The sequence below is a fragment of the Streptomyces purpurascens genome (genome assembly GCF_045040895.1).
Classification (GTDB): domain Bacteria; phylum Actinomycetota; class Actinomycetes; order Streptomycetales; family Streptomycetaceae; genus Streptomyces; species Streptomyces purpurascens.
This window is the reverse complement of sequence record NZ_CP108341.1, coordinates 7,041,166-7,061,279: the sequence shown is the minus strand read 5'-3', so window position 1 is coordinate 7,061,279 and position 20,114 is coordinate 7,041,166. Positions and strand designations below refer to the sequence as shown.

At 72.3% G+C, this 20,114-nt stretch carries 14 protein-coding genes; 5 read left to right on the top strand and 9 right to left on the bottom strand.

Annotated features, from left to right (window positions below; translation table 11 throughout):
• Window positions 1–73 precede the first annotated feature (73 nt).
• From OHU35_RS32225 to OHU35_RS32215, 3 genes are all read left to right on the top strand, one after another.
• Window positions 74–1,696 (top strand): AMP-binding protein, encoded by a 1,623-nt coding sequence (locus OHU35_RS32225; RefSeq protein ID WP_405507766.1) that lies wholly within the window; start codon window positions 74–76, stop codon window positions 1,694–1,696.
• A 15-nt stretch (window positions 1,697–1,711) separates the two neighbouring features.
• Entirely contained in the window at window positions 1,712–2,524 is an 813-nt protein-coding gene (locus OHU35_RS32220; RefSeq protein WP_189721707.1) for a PaaX family transcriptional regulator C-terminal domain-containing protein, read from the top strand.
• 86 nt (window positions 2,525–2,610) lie between these two features.
• Window positions 2,611–3,180, top strand: coding sequence for a cysteine hydrolase family protein (locus OHU35_RS32215; RefSeq protein ID WP_189721708.1), 570 nt, complete (start codon window positions 2,611–2,613; stop codon window positions 3,178–3,180).
• 22 nt (window positions 3,181–3,202) lie between these two features.
• Here the strand turns inward: OHU35_RS32215 and OHU35_RS32210 are convergent, their stop codons facing one another.
• Together OHU35_RS32210 and OHU35_RS32205 are read right to left on the bottom strand one after the other, a co-directional pair.
• A complete protein-coding gene (locus OHU35_RS32210; RefSeq protein WP_405507764.1) occupies window positions 3,203–5,554 on the bottom strand; it encodes a bifunctional salicylyl-CoA 5-hydroxylase/oxidoreductase in 2,352 nt (783 codons plus the stop codon).
• A complete protein-coding gene (locus OHU35_RS32205) occupies window positions 5,539–6,366 on the bottom strand; it encodes an enoyl-CoA hydratase family protein (RefSeq protein ID WP_189721710.1) in 828 nt (275 codons plus the stop codon). Before OHU35_RS32205 ends, OHU35_RS32210 begins: the two co-directional genes overlap by 16 nt.
• A gap of 310 nt (window positions 6,367–6,676) precedes the next feature.
• Here OHU35_RS32205 and OHU35_RS32200 point away from each other — a divergent pair, with 310 nt between their 5' ends.
• A complete protein-coding gene (locus OHU35_RS32200) occupies window positions 6,677–7,144 on the top strand; it encodes an ATP-binding protein (protein WP_189721711.1) in 468 nt (155 codons plus the stop codon).
• 7 nt (window positions 7,145–7,151) lie between these two features.
• Here the strand turns inward: OHU35_RS32200 and argF are convergent, their stop codons facing one another.
• The 6 genes from argF to OHU35_RS32170 form a co-directional block, all read right to left on the bottom strand.
• Complete coding sequence (gene argF / locus OHU35_RS32195; protein WP_189721712.1) at window positions 7,152–8,159, bottom strand: ornithine carbamoyltransferase; 1,008 nt, start codon at window positions 8,157–8,159, stop codon at window positions 7,152–7,154.
• 100 nt (window positions 8,160–8,259) lie between these two features.
• Window positions 8,260–9,483 carry an arginine deiminase gene (locus OHU35_RS32190; protein WP_189721713.1) on the bottom strand — a complete coding sequence of 408 codons (1,224 nt, stop codon included), beginning with the start codon at window positions 9,481–9,483 and terminating at the stop codon, window positions 8,260–8,262.
• 93 nt (window positions 9,484–9,576) lie between these two features.
• Window positions 9,577–11,289: an HEXXH motif domain-containing protein gene (locus OHU35_RS32185; protein WP_359888717.1), complete on the bottom strand. Its 1,713-nt coding sequence runs from the start codon at window positions 11,287–11,289 to the stop codon at window positions 9,577–9,579.
• Window positions 11,290–11,372: 83 nt separating this feature from the next.
• The gene (locus OHU35_RS32180; protein WP_189721715.1) at window positions 11,373–11,600 is read right to left on the bottom strand and encodes a hypothetical protein; all 228 of its coding nucleotides are present in this window, start codon (window positions 11,598–11,600) and stop codon (window positions 11,373–11,375) included.
• Between the two features lie 106 nt (window positions 11,601–11,706).
• Window positions 11,707–12,813: an effector-associated domain 2-containing protein gene (locus OHU35_RS32175; protein ID WP_359888720.1), complete on the bottom strand. Its 1,107-nt coding sequence runs from the start codon at window positions 12,811–12,813 to the stop codon at window positions 11,707–11,709.
• Window positions 12,810–13,943, bottom strand: a complete 1,134-nt coding sequence (locus OHU35_RS32170) for a hypothetical protein (protein ID WP_405507760.1) — start codon at window positions 13,941–13,943, stop codon at window positions 12,810–12,812. Before OHU35_RS32170 ends, OHU35_RS32175 begins: the two co-directional genes overlap by 4 nt.
• Window positions 13,944–14,128: 185 nt before the next feature.
• Here OHU35_RS32170 and OHU35_RS32165 point away from each other — a divergent pair, with 185 nt between their 5' ends.
• Window positions 14,129–15,493, top strand: a complete 1,365-nt coding sequence (locus tag OHU35_RS32165; RefSeq protein WP_229872774.1) for a cation:proton antiporter — start codon at window positions 14,129–14,131, stop codon at window positions 15,491–15,493.
• 46 nt (window positions 15,494–15,539) lie between these two features.
• Here OHU35_RS32165 and fxsT read toward each other — a convergent pair whose 3' ends face one another.
• A complete protein-coding gene (gene fxsT / locus OHU35_RS32160) occupies window positions 15,540–20,114 on the bottom strand; it encodes an FxSxx-COOH system tetratricopeptide repeat protein (RefSeq protein ID WP_405507759.1) in 4,575 nt (1,524 codons plus the stop codon).

The window sequence follows — 20,114 nt, the reverse complement described above, 5'->3', positions numbered from 1 at the left end:
GCGGACCGTTGACTGTCGTCACCAACACGATACGCTCCAGGGGCGAGCCCACCACGCCAAGGGGGCGAACCGTATGAATCCACGGGACACGGCGCACGTCGACACCTTCGCCCGCGACCATCTGCCACCCCGGGACCACTGGCCCGAGCTCCGTTTCGACCTGCCGGAGCTGCGCTACCCCGAACGGCTCAACTGCGCCGCCGAACTGCTCCACGGCCCTCCCGACGACCGGCCGGCCTTCCTCACCGGGGCCGGGGAGTCCTGGACGTACGGCGAGCTGCGTGCCCGGGTCGACCGCATCGCGCACCTGCTCACCGGTGACCTCGGCGTCGTCCCCGGCAACCGGGTGCTGCTGCGCGGCCCCACCACGCCGTGGCTCGCCGCCTGCTGGCTGGCCGTGCTCAAGGCGGGGGCCGTGGCGGTCACGGTGCTCGCCCAGCAGCGCCCGCACGAGCTGGGCACGATGTGCGAGATCGCCCGGGTCCGGCACGCGCTGTGCGACATCCGGGCCGTCGACGACCTCGCCAAGGCCGAGATCCCCGGCCTGCGGATCACAGCCTACGGCGGTGACGCCCCGGACGACCTGCTCAACCGCCCGGCGCCCGGCACCCCGTACGAGGCCGTCGGGACGGCGGCCGACGACGTGGCGCTGATCGCCTTCACCTCCGGCACCACCGGCCGTCCCAAGGGCTGTATGCACTTCCACCGGGACGTGCTGGCGATCGCCGACACCTTCTCCCGGCATGTGCTCAGGCCCCGCGCCGACGACGTCTTCACCGGCAGTCCGCCCCTGGGCTTCACCTTCGGGCTGGGCGGGCTGGTGGTCTTCCCGCTGCGGGCCGGGGCGAGCGCCCTGCTGCTGGAGCAGGCCGGCCCCAGGCAGCTGCTGCCCGCCATCGCCCGGCACCGGGTCTCCGTCCTGTTCACCGCGCCGACGGCGTATCGCGCGATGCTCGACGAGCTCGACGGCCACGACGTCTCGTCCCTGCGCCGCTGCGTCTCGGCCGGCGAGAACCTGCCCGCGGCCACCTGGCGGGCCTGGCACGAACGCACAGGCGTGCGCGTCATCAACGGCATCGGCGCCACCGAGCTGCTGCACATCTTCATCTCCGCGGCCGACGAACGGATCCGGCCCGGGGCGACGGGCGTTCCCGTACCGGGCTGGCACGCGCGCGTGCAGGACGCGGACGGCCGGCCGGTGCCCGACGGGCAGCCGGGGCTGCTCGCCGTGCGCGGACCGGTCGGCTGCCGGTATCTCGCCGACCCGCGGCAGCGCGAGTACGTGCGCGGCGGCTGGAACATCACGGGCGACACCTACGTCCGCGAACCCGACGGCTACTTCCGGTACGTCGCACGCGCCGACGACATGATCATCTCGGCCGGGTACAACATCGCCGGACCCGAGGTCGAGGACGCGCTGCTGCGGCACCCGGACGTGCTGGAGGCGGCGGTCGTGGGACGGCCCGACGAGGCGCGCGGGCAGGTCGTGGTGGCCTACGCCGTCCTCAAGGAGGGCGCGGAACGGGACGCCGGGGCGCTGCGCGACTTCGTGAAGAGCGAGCTGGCACCGTACAAGTGCCCGCGCGAGATCGTCTTCCTGGACGCGCTGCCGCGCACCGCCACCGGCAAGCTCCAGCGATTCCGGCTGCGCGGCGCGGGAGTCCCGGACGGCGGCACCGCAGGCGACCAGGATTGATCCGTACGACCTAAGATGATCAACGTGTCCGACCAGCATGCACCACGGTCTCTCATCGTCACGCTCTACGGCGCGTACGGCCGCTTCGTACCGGGCCCCGTGCCGGTAGCCGAACTGATCCGGCTACTGGCCGCGGTCGGTGTGGACGCCCCGTCCGTACGCTCCTCGGTGTCGCGGCTCAAGAGACGCGGACTGCTCGTGCCCGCCCGCACCCAGAGCGGTGCGGCCGGGTACGAACTGTCACCGGACGCCCGGCAGTTGCTCGACGACGGCGACCGGCGCGTCTACGCCACGGCTCCGCCCGAGGACGAGGGCTGGGTGCTCGCCGTGTTCTCCGTGCCGGAGTCGGAGCGGCAGAAGCGGCACGTGCTGCGCTCCCGGCTGGCCGGCCTCGGTTTCGGCACGGCCGCTCCGGGCGTGTGGATCGCGCCCGCGCGGCTCTACGAGGAGTCCCGGCACACCCTCCAGCGGCTGCGGCTCGACGCGTACGTCGACTTCTTCCGCGGCGGCCACCTCGGCTTCGCGCCGACCGCCGAGGCCGTCACCCGCTGGTGGGACCTGGCCGCCATCGCCAAGGAGCACGAGGCGTTCCTCGACCGCCACGCGCCCGTGCTGAACGGCTGGGAGAAGCGCGAGGACACCCCGCCCGAGGAGGCCTACCGCGACTACCTGCTCGCCCTGGACTCCTGGCGCCACCTCCCCTACACCGACCCCGGCCTGCCGTCCGCGCTGCTCCCCCGGGACTGGCCCGGGGAGCGCTCGTCGGCGGTGTTCCGGGGGCTGCACGAGCGGCTGCGGGACGCGGGGGCGGAATTCGTGGGGCTGTAGATCGCGTCCGCGTCCGTTCGTTTGGGCCCACCGGGCCACCGGGTACTCGGCAGCGCGACGACAGCACCGGACGGACGGCGGAAGCGATGGAACGGCGGGCGGGCCCGACGCGGCCGGCTCTGATCGTGGTCGACATGATCAACACGTACGACCACGAGGACTCCGAGCTGCTCGTGCCGTCCGCCGAACGGGTCGTGCCCGTCATCGCCGAGCTGATCGGCCGGGCCCGCGAGGCGGACGTGCCGGTGGTCTACGCGAACGACAACTTCGGACGGTGGCGCTCGCACCACGGAGAGCTCGTGGACACCGCGCTGGCCCGGCCGCACGCGGACCTGATCGAGCCGATACGACCGGACGACGAGTCGCTCTTCGTGGTGAAGGCCCGCCATTCGGTCTTCTACGAGACGCCCCTGTCCTACCTCCTGTGGAGCCTGGGCGTCGGACACGTCGTGCTGACCGGCCAGGTCACCGAGCAGTGCGTCCTCTACTCGGCCCTCGACGCGCACATCCGCCATCTGGAGGTCACGGTGCCCAGGGACGCCGTCGCCTCCATCCACCCTCATCTGGCGTCCGCCGCCCTGGAGATGATGGAGCGCAACATGGGCGCCCGGATCACCGCGGCGAAGGAAACGGACTTCACGCCCACCGGGCACTAGGCGTATCGGCCCACGAGGTCGTTCACAGGCTCAGCCGCGGCTTCGGGGCGTCGGTGCGGCCCGTCTGGGGGCGGCGGCTGCCCGCGCGGTACGGGGCCGGCCAGACGACACCCGGGCCCGTGTAGCCCTGTTCGGCCGCCGCGTGCAGGGTCCAGTGCGGGTCGTAGAGATGCGGGCGGGCCAGGGCGCACAGGTCCGTGCGGCCCGCCAGGATCAGGGAGTTGACGTCGTCCCAGGAGGAGATCGCGCCGACCGCGATCACCGGGACACCGGTGGCGCGGCGGATACGGTCCGCGAACGGCGTCTGGTACGACCGCCCGTACTCCGGCCGCTCGTCCGCCACGACCTGCCCCGTCGACACGTCGATCGCGTCGGCGCCGTGGGCGGCGAAGGCCCGGGCGATCTCGACGGCGTCCTCGGCCGTGGTCCCGCCCTCGGCCCAGTCGGTGGCGGAGATGCGGACGGTCAGGGGCCGCTCCCCCGGCCACACGTTCCGCACGGCGTCGAACACCTCCAGCGGGAACCGGAGCCGCTTCTCCGGCGAGCCGCCGTAGGCGTCGGTACGCCGGTTGGTCAGCGGGGAGAGGAATCCGGAGAGCAGGTAGCCGTGGGCGCAGTGCAGTTCGAGCAGATCGAAGCCGGCCCGGGCGGCACGGCAGGCGGCTGCGGTGAACTGCTCACGGATGTCGGTGAGCTGGGCCCGGGACAGCGCGCGCGGGGTCTGGCTGTACGGCTTGTACGGGATGGCCGAAGCGGCCATGAGCGGCCAGTTGCCTTCCTGGAGGGGCTCGTCCATGCCCTCCCACATCAGCTTCGTGGAGCCCTTGCGGCCGCTGTGGCCGAGCTGCACGCCGATCGCGGTGCCGGGAGCCTGGGCATGTACGAAGTCGGTGACACGCCGCCACGCCTCAGCCTGCCGGCCGGTGTAGAGGCCGGCGCAGCCGGGCGTGATCCTGCCCTCCTCGCTGACGCACACCATCTCGGTCATCACCAGCCCGGCCCCGCCCAGCGCCCGCGCGCCCAGATGGACGAGGTGGAAGTCGCCGGGGACGCCGTCGTCCGCCGAGTACATGTCCATGGGCGAGACGACGACCCGGTTGCGCAGGGTCAGACCGCGCAGCCGGAACGGGGTGAACATCGGGGGCGTGCCGGACGGACAGCCGAACTCGCGCTCCACCGCCTCCGTGAAGTGCGCGTCGCGCAGCCGCAGGTTGTCGTGGGTGACGCGGCGGCTGCGGGTGAGCAGGTTGAAGGCGAACTGACGGGGCGGCTGGTCCAGGTACAGGCCGATGTTCTCGAACCACTCCAGACTGGCGCGGGCCGCGCGCTGTGTGGAGGCGACGACGGGCCGCCGCTCCGCCTCGTACGCGGCGAGGGCCTCCTCCAGCGCGTCCCGCTCCTCCAGGCAGGCGGCCAGGGCCAGGGCGTCCTCGACGGCGAGCTTGGTGCCGGAGCCGATGGAGAAGTGGGCGGTGTGGGCGGCGTCGCCGAGCAGGACGACGTTGCCGTGCGACCAGCGGTCGTTGACGACCGTGCGGAAGGTCGTCCACGCCGAGTTGTTGGACCGCAGGGGGTGGCCGCGGAGTGCTTCCGCGAAGATCTTGCCGCAGCGTTCGATCGACTCGGTCTCGTCGAGTTCGTCGAAACCGGCCCGCTGCCAGACCCCCTCGCGCATCTCGATGATCACGGTGGAGGCGTCGGGGGCATAGGGGTAGCCGTGCAGTTGCATCACGCCGTGCTCGGTCTCGGCGATGTCGAAGCGGAAGGAGTCGAAGGGGAAGTCGGTGGCGAGCCAGATGTAGCGGCAGTGGTGTGTGGTGACCTGAGGATGGAAGACGTCCGCGTAGGTCTCGCGGGTGGTGCTGTGGATGCCGTCCGCGGCGATGACCAGGTCGTGGGTCTGCGGGAGGTCTTTCGGGGCGTCGGTGTGGAAGCGGAGGGTTACGCCGAGTTCGCGGCAGCGGGTGTGGAGGATTTCGAGGAGCCGTTTGCGGCCCAGGGCGGCGAAACCGTGGCCTCCGGAGGTCTGGCGGGTGTTGCGGTGGGTGATGTCGATGTCGTCCCAGCGGACGAAGTCTCTCTGGAGGGCCTCGTAGACCCGGGGGTCGGCGTGTTCTATGCCGCCGAGGGTTTCGTCGGAGAGGACCACTCCGAAGCCGAAGGTGTCATCCGGGGCGTTGCGTTCCCAGACGGTGATCTCTCGGGTGGGGTCGAGGCGTTTGAGGAGGGCGGCGGCGTAGAGGCCTCCCGGGCCTCCGCCGATGACCGCCACGCGTAGGGGGTGGCTTGTGTCGTTGGGCGGGTGCGGGCCGGTTGTGGCTTGTCGCGCGGTTCCCCGCGCCCCTGAGGGTGCCGCGGTCACCGTCCGCTCCATTTCGGGGGGCGTTTTTCCGTGAATGCCGCGTGGAATTCCGCGTAGTCCTCTCCGGTCATCAGGAGGGCCTGAGTGGAGGCGTCCAGTTCCACTGATGCCGCCAAGGGCATGTCCAGCTCGGCCGTGAGGAGGGCCTTCGTCTGGGCGAAGGCCAGGGCCGGGCCGTCTGCCAGGCGGTGGGCCAGTTGTCGGGCGGTCTCGTCGGCGGCGCCCTCCTCCGTCAGTTCGCTGATCAGGCCGATGCGCTCGGCCTCGGCGGCCCGGACCGGGTCGCCCAGCATCAGGAGGCGGGTCGCGTGGCCCAGGCCCACGACCCTGGGCAGGAGGTAGGCCGCGCCCATGTCGCCGCCGGAGAGGCCGACCCGGGTGAAGAGGAAGGCGAAGCGGGCCGAGGGGTCGGCGACGCGGAAGTCCGCCGCCAGGGCGAGCACCGCTCCGGCGCCCGCCGCCACGCCGTGCACCGCCGCGATCACCGGGAAGGGGCACTCCCGGATGGCGCGCACCACCTGGCCGGTCATGCGGTTGAAGTCCAGGAGCCGGGCGGTGTCCATACCGAGGGTGGCGCCGATGATCTCGTCGACGTCGCCGCCGGAGCAGAAGCCGCGTCCCTCGCCGGCCAGCACCAGGGCCCGTACGGACCGCTCCCGGGACAGCTCCGCGAGCAGGTCGCGCAGGTCGGCGTAGGCACCGAAGGTGAGCGCGTTCAGCTTCTCGGGGCGGGCCAGGGTGACGGTGGCGACGCCGTCGGTGAGATCGACGCGCAGGTGCTCCCAGCGGGGGGTGCGGGCGGCGGAGCCGGTGAAGGGACTCATGACGTGCGGCCTCCTCGGGCGGGCACTGTCTCACTGAGCTCTACCCCACGAAGCTATCACTCATCCGTGACTGTCGTCATGAGTGCGCGATAGACCGTTCGGGTAGGACTTCTGTGTGGATCCGGGGTGACCCGGGCCGGTCACATCCGTCACAGATCATCCACACCGGCGTAACGGCGGGAGCAGTCGCGCGCGGCACCGCGTTCACCTGGGTAAGCCGACCGGCAAGGGGGCGAAGGCGCCCCCCGACGATGGCCCCTCGGACGCCCCTGAAGAGCGGCGCCGTACCATTCATCAGGTTGAAAGCAGGATGTCCTGCTCCATGAACGGACCCGCCTTGTACGAACTCCCCTCAGCCCCCGCCTCCTGGCGCATCGCGCTGCCGCACACCGTCGCGGCCGTGCCCGTGGCCCGTGCCCTGGTCCGTACGGCGCTGGCCGAGCTGGAGCACGGGGCCGACTGCGACACGGCGGAGCTGCTCACGGCGGAGCTGGTGGCCAACGCGGTGGAGCACACCCCCGGCGAGGCACCGATAGAGCTGGTGGTGGAGCTGATGCCGTCGGGATGTCAGGTCGAGGTGCACGACACCGACCCGGCCCCGCCCGGCGACCTCACCCGCCCGGCAGGCGGGCCGCCCGACCCCTGGCAGGAGCACGGGCGCGGGCTGCTGCTGATCCGCGCCCTGAGCTCGTCGTGCGGGCACCGGCCGACCGAGTCCGGCAAGGCGGTGTGGTTCAGGCTGTCCGCGGTACCGGCTCAGCGGCGCCGGTCGGCGTAAGGCCTGTTCAGGCCAGGGTCGCCACCATGACCGCCTTGATGGTGTGCATCCGGTTCTCCGCCTCGTCGAAGACCACCGAGTGGGCCGACTCGAAGACCTCGTCGGAGACCTCGAGGTACGCCAGGCCGTGCGAGGTGTGGATCTCGCGGCCGACCTTGGTGCCCAGGTCGTGGAAGGCCGGCAGGCAGTGCAGGAACTTCACGTCCGGGTTGCCGGTGGCGCGCAGGACGTCCATGGTCACGGCGTACGGGCCGAGGGCCGTGATGCGCTCGTCCCAGACCTCCTTCGGCTCGCCCATGGAGACCCAGACGTCCGTGGCGACGAAGTCGGCGCCACGGACGCCGTCGTCCAGGGTCTCGGTGAGCGTGATGCGGGCGCCGCTGTTCTCGGCGAGCGCGCGGGCCCGGTCGACGACCTCCTCGGTCGGCCAGTAGGCCTTCGGCGCGACCAGACGCACGTCCATGCCGAGCAGAGCGCCGGTGACCAGGTAGGAGTTGCCCATGTTGAAGCGGGCGTCGCCCAGGTAGGCGAAGGCGATCTCGGTCAGCGGCTTGGCGCAGTGCTCGGTCATGGTCAGCACGTCGGCCAGCATCTGGGTGGGGTGCCAGTCGTCGGTGAGCCCGTTGAAGACGGGCACCCCGGCGTGCGCCGCCAACTCCTCGACCTTCTGCTGGCTGTCGCCCCGGTACTCGATCCCGTCGTACATCCGGCCCAGCACCCGCGCGGTGTCCCGGACCGACTCCTTGTGACCGATCTGCGAGCCGGACGGATCGAGGTACGTGGTCGAGGCGCCCTGGTCGGCGGCCGCGACCTCGAACGCGCAGCGGGTGCGGGTGGAGGTCTTCTCGAAGATCAGCGCGATGTTCCGGCCCCGCAGGTACTGGGTCTCGGTCCCGGCCTTCTTGGCGGCCTTCAGCTCGGCGGCCAGCTCGACGAGACCGCGGAACTCCTCCGCGGTGAAGTCCAGCTCCTTGAGGAAGTGGCGGCCGGCGAGGGCGCTCGGGGCTGTCGCCATGGGGGCGCTCCAGGGATACGGGGACACAGACTCCTGGAATACTATACGAAGCTCAGCATGTCTATACGGGGCCGGTCCGGGTGGCCTCTGCCGGCGCCGTCTACACGGGCTCCCGTTCCACGGGGCAGCTCATGCAGCGCGGCCCGCCCCTGCCCCGCCCCAGCTCGCTGCCCGGGATCTCTATCACCTCGATGCCCTGTTTGCGCAGGTGGGTGTTGGTCGTGGCGTTCCGTTCGTAGGCGACCACGACGCCCGGTTCGACGGCCAGGACGTTGCAGCCGTCGTCCCACTGCTCGCGCTCGGCGGCGTGCACGTCCTGGGTGGCGGTCAGCACCCGGATCTCGTTCAGGCCGAGCGCGGCGGCGATCGCGCGGTGCATGTGCTCCGCCGGATGATCGGTGACCTTGAGCTCCTTCTCGCCGACGCCCGGCTCGATGGTGTACGAGCGGAGCATGCCGAGGCCCGCGTACTGGGTGAAGGTGTCGCCGTCGACCATCGTCATCACGGTGTCGAGGTGCATGAAGGCACGCCGCTTGGGCATGTCGAGGGCCACGATCGTCTCGGCGGAACCGGCGGCGAACAGCTTGTGCGCCAGCATCTCGACGGCCTGCGGTGTGGTGCGCTCGCTCATACCGATGAGGACGGCCCCGTTGCCGATGACCAGTACGTCCCCGCCCTCGATGGTCGACGGGTAGTCGGCCTGTCCCTCGGACCACACGTGGAAGGTCTCGTCCCGGAACAGCGGGTGGTGCCGGTAGATCGCCTCGAAGTGCACGGTCTCGCGCTGCCGGGCGGGCCAGCGCATGGCGTTGATGGAGACGCCGTCATAGATCCAGGCGGAGGTGTCGCGGGTGAAGAGGTGGTTGGGCAGGGGGTCCAGCAGGAAGTCGTCCAGGTCCATGACGTGGAAGCGCACCGAGGTCGGCTCCGGGTGCCCGTCCAGGAACTCGCGTTTCGTCATGCCGCCGACCAGGAGCTCGGCCAGTTCCCGCGCGGGCAGGTTCTCGAAGGCGGCTCTGAGGTGGTCGGTGGCCAGAGGGCCGTACTCCTTCTCCTCGAAGACCCGGTCCAGGACGAGGGTTCTGGCCGCCGGGACCTGGAGTGTCTCGGCCAGGAGGTCACCGAAGAGGTGGACGGCGACGCCCCGGTCGCGCAGCACGTCGGCGAATCCGTCGTGCTCGGCGCGGGCCCTGCGCACCCACAGCACGTCGTCGAAGAGCAGCGAGGTCTTGTTGCTGGGGGTGAGCCTTTTGAGCTCGAGATCGGGCCGGTGCAGGATGACGCGGCGCAGCCGCCCGGCCTCGGAGTGGACGTGGTATGCCATGCCTCCATCCTGACCATCGCGGCGCCCGTTGACGCGCTGCTCGCGCGTTTCCACGAACTCTTGTTTGCGTCTCCGTGACGACAACCAGCCCGGTCATCCGCTGGGCAGCGGCTGGAGCAGTTCCGGCCGGGCCAGCATCCGCCGGGTCGTCCGCCCCGGTTCGAGCACGGCGCGCGCGACGATCCAGCCGGCCAGGGCGTGCGGTTCGGCGGGATCGGTGGCCAGTCGGTCGGCGTACCGGGCGAGCGCGGCGGCGGCGTCCCCGGCGGCGAGCTGCTCGTCGGCGGTGTGCGGGGCGACGGGGCGGGCGGCGAAGGCGTGGGTGCGGACGTCCGGCCAGGAGGTGCGGTCGGGGCGGAAGCGGGGGCCTCCGGAGCCGGAGGAGGGCGGGGCGACATTGCGCAGGCGCCACTCGGTGCGGTGCAGCGCCGCGGCCGTCCGGGCCCGGGTGAGCGCCGCGTACGGGACCGGCTCGCGCAGCCAGCCGTCGAGCGTACGGGCGAGCCCCGACACGAGGGCCCGGCCCTGCGGGGTGAGACGCCCCTCCACCAGCAGGGTGCGTACGACGAGCCGGCTCTGCAGGCGGCGCAGCGCGAAGTGGTACCCGGCGATGTCGGCCGCCCCGTCGTCCCGCGCCACCGCCATGCGGTCCCGCCAGAAGCCCGCGACACCGGTGAAGGCGTACGCCCCGTGCAGCAGACCGGTGAGATGGCGCGGGTCGGGCCGCCAGGGGGCGTAGTAGCGCTCCTCCCGGTCGTCGTCGAGCAGCGGGAACAGGTGCAGCAGGGCGGCCAGTTTGCTGTGCTGGAACTCGTGGACCAGGGTCTCGGCGAGCGCCACGGTGGACGACGGCCGGGCGATCACCATGGCCCCGAACGAGTCACCGCTGGAGGCGGACACCAGGACGGTGGGCGGCGCGGGCGGCAGTGTGCCGGTACGCCCCCAGGGCACCACGGCCCGTATCGCGCCGGGGTCGAACCGGCCCGGCCCTTCGCCGCCCGGTGCGGCGAGCAGCGCGACGGCCTCCTCGAACAGCCGCTGCCAGGCCTCGGCTTCGTCGGCGTCGAGCCGTGCGGGCGGCAAGGGGTCGTCCAGGTCGCGGTAGGGGTCGAGGTCTTCGAGGGGGATGGCGACGGTTCCGGCGGGAGTGGCGTGGGTGAGGGTACGCAGGGGTGACCAGGCGGGGGTGGTGTCCGTGGCGAGGACCTTCGCCGTCGGTCTCGGCAGGGGTTGCGTCGCCGGGCTGAGCGTCACGGCGACGCTGCCGCCGTCGCGGCCCGGGCCTGACAGCGTCAACTCGCCCCCGCTCGTCCGGGCGCGGGCGACCGTCAATCCGCCTTCCGCTCCGGTGAGTCGGGCCAGTCCCAGCCCCGGCAGCGACAGTCCGCCGTCGGTGAGGGGCACCCTGAGGTCCGACCGCGTACCGGCACGCAGCGCCGCCGCGACGGCCAGGGCGCACAGGTGCCCGGCCTCCGCCCACAGCGGCGGGCCCGACGCGGTGCCGTGCAGCCGGCGCAGCACATGGGCGAGCCACCCGCCGGTCGCCGGGGCGAGCAGCAGCCGGTCGACCGGCCCGGGTGCCGCGGCGGCGGCCTCCTTGAGGACGTCCCAGGCCTCGGCGGCCGGGCTCAGCGGCGTCCGCAGCGTGCCGAGTCCCTCCAGCAGAGTCCGCAGAAGCAGCAGCCTGCGCGCCCGCTCCGCCCGTTCGAGGAAGGCGACGGCCTCGGCGGAGCCCCCTCCCGCGGCCAGTTCCGCGAAGAGCCGTTCGGGCATGCGGAACGGGGCGTGGCGCGGCTCGCTGGGCATGCGGGACCTCCGGTCGGGGTCAGGAAGTAGGGCCCCGGCGGTCTGCGAGGCTCCCTGGCCGCCTGCCGTCGGGGACTGGAGGGCTATTCGGCCCGGGCGGTCCCCTCGTTCCCCCCTCTGATGCTGCCGCGTGCGCGCAGTACCTCCCCGAGCAGCCGGGCGGAGGGTCCCAGCGGCGCGACACCGTCCAGGGCGGTCAGGGGCAGCCCCGTCAGGTCGGCAAGATCCGACTCCCAGACGTCGGTACCCGCAGCGGTGGCATGCTCACGGACGGCGGCTCCGGCGTGGCACAGAGCGGGCGGCTGGTCCAAGGTGCTCCCCCTTCTCGCACGATGGCACGCGATGCCCGGTGCCTGTGTCCCTTTCCATCATGGCCATTCCAACCCGGGTCGAAAACCGTACGATCACGCCACTCGATCATTTCCGATCACGCGGACGCGTCATCGAGGCCTCGAACTCCCTTAACGCAGCGTCCAGTTCGCCCCTGAGGTCCGGATCGTCATCGAGGGCGACCATGGCGTCGAACAGCTCCCACAGGGCCTTGGACCGCCCGCGGGCCAGCCGGTTGAGGATACCGACGACATCGGTGCGGGCCTTGCTGTGACGGGGCAGCGTGGCAGTGACACGCGGGTCCAACGAGGCGACGACCGTCTGCCGTTCGGTGGGATCCCCCATCATCGGATAGGCGAGGACGGCGTCCACTGCCCGCTGGAGCGGTGAGGCCGGACGCGCTTCGGAGCCGACCCGCGTCGGCGTCACAATCTCGGTGCGCTCGGGGCTCTGCAGCCGAATCTCCGGATACTGCAGAGTACGTCCCGCTTCCCTGAGGGCCGCGATACGTGCCCGTACGGCCGGAAACAGTCCCTCCGGATCGGGCAACGCGGGCAGAACGGCGGCTCGGTCGGCCAACAGCCCGAGCAGGATCTCGGAAAAGAGCCCGGTACCGCGCTCCGGGTCGTTGGCGGCGGCCCGCCCGCGCCCTGCCGCCCGCAGCAGCGTCTGCCGATGGGCGAGGTTGCGCCGCCCCACCGGCAGGGCGTCCGGCGGCAGTTGCTCCCGGAAGGCCAGGTCCTCCTCGAAGGTCTCGCAGGCGTCCACGATCCACAGCTGATCGCCGAAGGCCGGTACGGCGTCTCCGGCGTACCGCTCGAGGGCGGAGTCCAGGTCGATTCCCAGCTTGTCCGCGGTACTGGCGTCCGAGCAGAACAACCGCAGGTGCCCGGCCCGGTCGAGGACTCCGTGCCCGCCCCACCACACCCAGAGGACATCGCCCTGGGCCAGGGGCAGTTCGCGCACGAGGACGCGACGCAAGGTGGCGTGGTCGGCGGGCTGATACGAAACGCCGGGCGTGTACGGCGGCAACGGGGCGAGGTGCAGCCGGAGCTGGTCGTCCGGCACCCCGGCTTCCCGCAACAGCCGGTGAAAGGCGACGGCGTCCCGCGCCGGGCCGGGCAGGTCCCAGCCGGACCCGGCGTCGTACCGCTCGACACCGACGATCAGCGCGTGCACCCGGGCGGGGTTCACGGCAGCCGGTCCACGATGTGCCGGTAGACCTCGGGGTTCGTCCAATAGGCGCTGTGCGAGGCCGGGAAGGGCTGACGGCTGTCGACCGCCACGTCCGTGACACGTCCGGGGAACAGGCCGCCGCCGAGATAGGAGAGCAGGTCGCGGGGGTCGTACAGGTTCAACCAGTCCGGTACGTGCGACGGCAGGCACGCGGGGTGTTCGAGGGAGGGCAGGGATCCGGACTCGTAGAGGAACGGCCCCTGGGATCCCGCCGTCACCAGGAGCCGGACCTGCGGCAGCGGGGCGGAGATGAGGGTGTCCAGGGCGATGATGCCGCCCAGGCTGTGGCCGACGAGGGTGACGGGCGGTTCGAGGCCCGTGACCAGGTCACGCAGCTCGGCGCGGACAGCCTCGCCGCGGCTGAGGTAGCGCAGGATGTCACCGGCGGCGGGGTGGGCGGCCTCGGTGAGGGCGCGGCGGCGGCGCACGACGGCACGGGATGCCGCCGAACCCGCGACGCGCAGCACCAGGGAGCGCACCCCGCGTTCCGTGCCCCGGGGCTGTGCACCGAGTGCCACGCCGAGCCGGTCGGCGACGGCGTCACGGCTGTCGCCGACCGGCACCAACGGGGCGTCGGAGTCCAGGGCGTCGGCGATGACCCGCGCCGTGAGACTGCGGGCGGCGAGTACGGCGAGGTCGTCGGGGGCGAGGGCGACGGCAGCGGGAGCGAGCAGCGGATGGGCGGCCAGGTCGGCGGCGGCGCGGGCCAGCCCCGGACCCAGCTCGGCGGCGGGAGCGTCGCCCCGGGCCGCGAGGGTGCTGAGACCCGCCCGTATCGCCTGGTCAGGGGGCAGGGAGCCGGGCGGACGCTCGACGACCCGCGGCGCACCGGCCGCGGCGAGCACGAGTTCCGCGTACGGGTCGGTGTAGAGGGCGGCCCAGGCGTCGGGCGACGCGTCGTCGGAGTCACCCTCGGCCAGGCCCCGGACCGTGCCGCCCGGCTCGGCGGGAAGGCTGACGCCGCCCGCCGCGAGCGTGGCGCCGTGCGTGCCGCCCCAGTAGTACGGCACGATGCGTAGTCCCTCGCGCAGGGCGGTCAGTCCGGCCGCCACGCGCCCCGCAAGCTTCGAGAAGCCTGGTTCGCGCACCCCTGTTCCATGGATGAAGACGACCGTCCCCATGTGCCCCCCGTGACACCGGTACAGAGTTGTGTACGACTGCCGTTACGCCGTCAACTTACCAGTATCATAAGGAGGTTGGGGGTCGAGCACATGTGCGAGGACCCGCCCGCGGCCGAACCACCGGCCATGACAACCGGACACAGGGGGACGCAGTGAACGCTGACGCGGTGGTCACGCATTTCCTGTTCGCCTCGGCCCTGATCCTCGCGGTCGGCCATGGCGCCGGCTGGGTGGCCCAGCGGCTGAAGCAGCCGTACATCGTGGGGCAGCTGACAGCGGGCATCGCCCTGGGTCCTTCCTTGCTCGGCAGTACGGCGCCGGATGCCTACCGGATGCTGTTCCCCCAGGAGATCGGCACCGCGCTGACCGGGCTCGCGCAGTTCGCCCTGGTGGTCTTCCTGTTCGCGGTGGGGTACGAGCTGGATCTGAAGATCCTGGGCGACCGGGCGCGCACGGTCGTGACGGTGGCGCTGGCGGCGTTCGTGGTCCCGATGGTCGTGGGCAGCGGCTGCGCGCTGCTGTTCCGGGAGCAGTTGCGGGCCCTGGACATGCCCCCGCTCACCACCGGCATGGTGCTGTTCGCCGGGGTCGCCCTGTCGATAACGGCCGTACCGGTGCTGACGGCCATCGTGCGGGAGAACAACCTGGCCGACACGGTGCCGGGCGTCCTCGCGGTGTCCGCGGCCGGGCTGCTCGATGTGATCGGGTGGACGGTGCTGGCCGGGACGATGCTGGACAGCGACAGCGGTGAACACGCGCTGGGCTGGCAGTGGCGGGCCCTCATCGCGGCCGGTTTCGCCGTGCTGATGCTGCTGGCGGCCCGGCCCGTGCTGCGCAGGCTGCTGTGGCGGACCCGGATGGAGCCGTCCCTGCGGCTGGCGGTGCTCATCGGCTTCGCCTGCGCGTCGGCGTCCGTGACGCAGTTCCTCGGGCTGCACGCCATCTGCGGTGCGCTGCTCGCGGGGATCGTCTGCCCGCGTGAGCAGGGCGGCACCCTCGATCCCGACCTGCTGCGGCCGCTGCATGTCGTCAGCTCGCTGCTGGTGCCCTACTTCTTCGTCTTCTCCGGGCAGTCCGTCACCCTCAACAGCATGAATGCCACCGGGTGGATCACGCTGCTGGTGGTGACGGTGCTGGCGGTCACCACGAAGGTCGGCAGCGGCGTGGTGGCGGCCCGGATGGGCGGACTGGACCGTGACGACGCCCGGACCGTCGGTGTGCTGCTGAGCGCCCGCGGCCTCACGGAGCTGATCGCCCTCAACGCCGGTTTCCAGGCGGGTCTGGTGAGCAAGCCCCTCTACACGGTGCTGGTCTTCATGGCCCTGGCCACGACGCTGCTCACCCAGCCCCTGCTGATCCTGGTGCGCCGCCTGTCGGACCACGAGCCGACCCGCGCCCCGGGCCCTGCCGAGGTCGTGCCGGTGCGTCTGGCTCTCCCGGACCACGCGGGCGACGCCCCGGCGCCTCGTCACCCCTCGGACGGCGCGCCCCCCACTGCGGTGACGGACGCGGGCTGACCGGTCCGGGGTGGCACACGGGTGCCACCCCGGCCGAGACTGTCGTCTACAGCGGCATCGGCGCCATGTCGCACTCGATACGGCGGCCCTGGTGTGCGGCCTTCTGCCACGGGTGGTCGGCACGGACCACGCGAGCGAAGCCGTCCATCGCCTTGAGCTTCAGCTCGTCGGCCTCCTCCTTGCGCCCCAGGCCTCGCAGGTCGAGGCCGAGGTTGGCCATGCAGGCCAGCGTCAGCGGGTGCTCCTCGCCGGCGATCTCGGCGAGCAGCGGCAGATTGGCCTGGTCGATCTCGTGCGCCCGCTCGAAGTCGACGCGTGCGTAGGCCGTGTTGGCCTGGCCGATGGCGACGGTCAGCGTGGTGACGTGCCGGGGCCCCACGGCGGCGGCCAGCCGGTCCGCCGCGTCGTCCTCCAGCTCCTGAGCCTGGTCCAGTGCGCCGAGGGCGCGCAGGGTGGCGGCCAGGTTCGCCTTGGTCAGGAGGGTGTACGCGTGGCTCTCACCGAGGCGCAGCTCGAATCGCCGCAGGGTCTCCTCCGCCAGCTCCCGGGAGCCGTCGAGGTCACCGTTCAGGCGCCGGTCGACAGAGACGTTGGTCGCTGACGACATGGCGTCGAAGTGATCCCGCCCATAGCGGGAGACGAAGCGCCGCAACGTCTCGTCCGAGAGCTTGGCCGCCTCTTCGTGCGCCCCGTCCCGGCGTCGGCAGACCGCGAGGTTGCGGGCGATGCGCAGGGTGAGCGGATGTTCCTCACCGAGTTCACTGCGCGCTCGGCGATACGCGTCCTCCTGGAAGTCGCGGGCGCCGGGATAGTCCCCGCTCTCGCGCATGTCGATGGAGAGCGCGTTGAGGGTGTTGAGGGTGAAGAAGCTGGCAGGGCCGAACAGCAGTTCACGCTGCTGGGCGTTCTCCTGGTCCAGCGGCAGGGCGTCCCTGAACCGGCCGCACAACCGCAGAGCGACTCCCCAGGCGTGGGTGGCACGCAGCGTCATCGGATCGTCCGGACCGAACAGGGACCGGGCCAGCTCGGTGGCCTCCTGCGTCAGCGCCCGGGCTTCCTCGAACCCACCCTGATAGCCGCGGGCGTCCGCCATCTCGCACAGCGAGTCGATCAGGTTCTCCGAGTCGATGTCGGTACGGCGCGAGATCTCCAGGGCCTTCTCGGTGAGCGGGATGGACTCGGGGACCTGGCCGTTCTGCCGCAGCAGGAATCCGAGGCTCTTCGTCATCCGGAGGACGTGCAGGTCCTCCTCGCCCGAGGAGCCGAGCCAGGCGCTCCAGGCCTGGCGGGCGAAGTCGGCGGCGCCCACGTGGTCTCCCCAGTAGTAGAGGAACCACACCGTGTCGAAGACCAGCTCCCGCACATAGGTGTCGGTGCTCGTCACGGCCTGGGAAGTGAGCACGTGGGGCAGCAGCGCCTGATACGCACGCCATTCCAGTGACGAGCCGGAGGGGCCGGGCTTGGCGGCCGACAGCAGCTGATGGGCGGCGTCGCGCATCCGCTCCCGCTCTTCGACGCTCAGCTTGGCCAGGAGCACCGTCTGCAGCAGGCGGTGCATCTGGAGGGTGTCGGAACGCGGGTCCACCCGGACCAGGGAGAACTGGCTCAGGTCGCGGACGGCTCGGTTGAGTTTGATCGACTCCCGCAACAGGGGATCGACCTCGGGCGTGACGTTGACGCCGCGGCTGCCGCGCAGCATCGCCCTCGGGATGGGCTCGGGAGCCATGCTGGCGCAGATGTCGAGCAGCTGCCGGGCGCCGGGGTTGTTCTCCTTGATCCGCTCCAGCGAGATGTCCCATGCGGCGGCGACGGAGACCGGATAGTCGGGAGCCGGGTCGAGTTCGAGGATCTCGGGACTGCGCTGCGCGAGCAGATCGAGATACTCGTCGACCTGCATGCCGGTCACCGCGCGCCAGGCTCCCGCCTGCTCCACCGCGAGCGGCAGGTCGCCCAGGGCCTCGGCGAGCCGGCCGGCGTCCGCGACGGACAGGTCGGGCGAGCGCCGCTGGAGCAGCTCGACCGACTCCTCGCGCTCGAACACGTTGACCGGCAGCGACGTGGCCACCCTTTCCCAGGCCCGGTTCCGGGAGGTGACGATGACCTTGCCCGGTCCGTTGGCCGGGAAGTACTGGCGCACCGTGTCGACGTCCTCGGCGTTGTCGAAGACGAGCAGCCAGCTGTCGTACGGCGTTCCGGTGCTCAGCGCCTCCAGTACGGCCGGCACGGCCGTGTTGGCGGCGGGGGCGCCGAGGCTGTCCTGGCCGGTGGGGGCGACGCCCAGCTGTGCCGCCAACTGGGCCAGCGCGGCGAGAATGAGGCTCTCTCGCTCGGCGGGGATCCAGCAGATCACCCGATAGTCGTGCTGGTGGGTGTAGACGTACTCGAGTGCCAGCTGGGACTTGCCGACGCCACCGAGGCCATGCAGGGCGTTGGGCAGCACCGCCGCCGTGTCCTGAGCCGCCAGCTGCTCCTCCACGGCACTCAGCAGCGCCTGCCGGCCGACGAACGACGTGTTACGCAGAGGCACGTTCACCAGGAGGGCGGCGGGCGTTCCGGTCGTGGTGCTCGGCATGGGGGGCTCAGCCTCCGAGGGTTCTTGTGGGATGGCGTCGGATACCAGGGGTGGCACGGGTGGTTCTCCAGCTTCTTGGGGGGCGTTCGACGGTGGCAGACTTCCCGTTCCGTCGGACGATCCCCCAGGAGCCGCGCGGTTCACCTCAGAAGTTGCAGCTCCGGACATTCCCGGACTCACTCGTTCGGCGTCACCGGGCCCTCGGGCCCTGGACAGACCGGGCTCGATACGGCGGGCCCGCTCGGAGTACGGCCCCGAGAGCGCGCGCATCACGGCCAGCTCGCTGCGCGCCCAGCCCCGCTCGGACGGGTCGGGCAGCGTGGTGCCCATCGGGTCGCGCAGGGCGGCGCGCAGCGCGACACCCCGGGCGCCCGCGGCGGGCAGCTCGCCCACCACGCTGACGGTGTGGGCGAGTTGGCTGCGGGTGGTGGTGGCGAGCAGTTCCTCGCGGACTCCGTCGGCGAACTCGGGGCGCCCCTCGCCGCCGCTGTCCCAGTCGATCAGCCCGCCCATCAGAATCTCGGCGAGGTGGTCCGGGCCGGTCTCCGGCATGGTGCGCCGCCGCAGCTGTTCCACGAGGTCGAACTCGAAGGGGACGGCGGCGAGTTGGGTGGCGAGCCGGCGCGCGGCGGGGGTGGCGAGCGTGAAGAAGCGGCGGACGGCGGCTTTGGCGGCGCGCGGGAAACGGGGGGCGCGCAGGCCGGGCGCGGGCGAGCCCTTGGTGAGGGTGCCGGCCAGGACGACGGGCAGGGTGCGGCGCACTCCGCGTTCCCCGGTGACGAGGTCGGCCCAGGCGGCGAGGGAGCCGGGCTTGAGGGAGAGCACGGGGACGGGCACGGAGCCGTCGCCCGCGTCGGGAAGCGGCCGCAGGGGGTCGGGACCGCCCGGCGGCGCCCAGTGTTCGAGTCCGTCGTTGGCTGCGCCGAATCCGCCGGCCTCCAGAACGGCCGGATACGGGTAGAGCGAGGCGCGGTGGCGCAGATGCGGCGGAAGCAGGTGCACCAGGGCGGTGGGGCCCGCGTGGGCGAGCCGGGCGAGCAGGTCGTCGGCGGCGGGCGCGGCCCAGCCGTGGGCGAGCCCGTCGGTGACCACGAGGAAGACGCGGTCGCCGCGTCCGTCGAGGAGTTCGGCGGGGTCGGCGGCGGCCCGGCCGGCGCTCCAGCGCAGGGTGGCGGTCCCGGTGCGCGGCACGTTCACCCGGACCGTTCGCACGGCCCGGAAGGCGCCGCTGTGCTCGGCGGCCTCGGCGAGGCGTGCGGTGGACTCCTCCCAGATCCGCAGGGTGGGCGCGTCGTCGACCAGCAGGACCAGGTCGAAGGCGGCCGTACGGGAGGGACGCAGGAACGGCATCCACATGCCGTCGATGATCCCCTGCTCGGCCGTGGTCTCCTCGTCGAGCTCGAGGGTGTCGCGCGACGGCACACGGCGGGCCAGTTGGTGCAGGGCGCGGGCGAAGCGGGCGGTGGTGCGGCCCGGGGCCTGCTGCGGGCGGTCGTCGGCGGGCAGCAGCGGCTGCCCGAGGCGCAGGGTGAAACGGCCCTCCGCGTCGGGTAACAGACGGGCCGCGACGCCCGGTTCTCCGGGCAGGGCGGCGTGAGTCCCCGGCCGCGGCCGGTCGCCGAGGCCCTCGGGGGTGGCCGGCACGTCGGCGGTGGCGGGCGGGTGCGGGGCGGGTACGGCGTCGGGGGCGGTGTCAGGGGTGGCGCCGGAGGAGTGGGACTGGCCGGCCGGTGGGGTGTCCGGCTGGTCGGCGTCCGCCGTTTCCCGCGGCCGTGCGGGAGGCGGGGCCGGGGGTGCGGCCGTCCGGCCCTGCGCCGGCTCCGGGAGGGATGAGGCCGGGCCGCCGTGGCGGTTCCAGTGCGCGGCGAGCCAGACCGCGTCGGCGACGTCCTGCCAGCGCGGGACGGGCTGTTCCAGGGCGCCCGGGACCGGCGCTCCGTGCTCTGCCGCCTGGTCGGCGGACTCGGGCAACGCCGAAGGAGGCGACGACCCCGAAACGGGGAATCCGTCGCCGAGCCCGGATGCGTGCTCCCTGGGATAGCCCTTCAA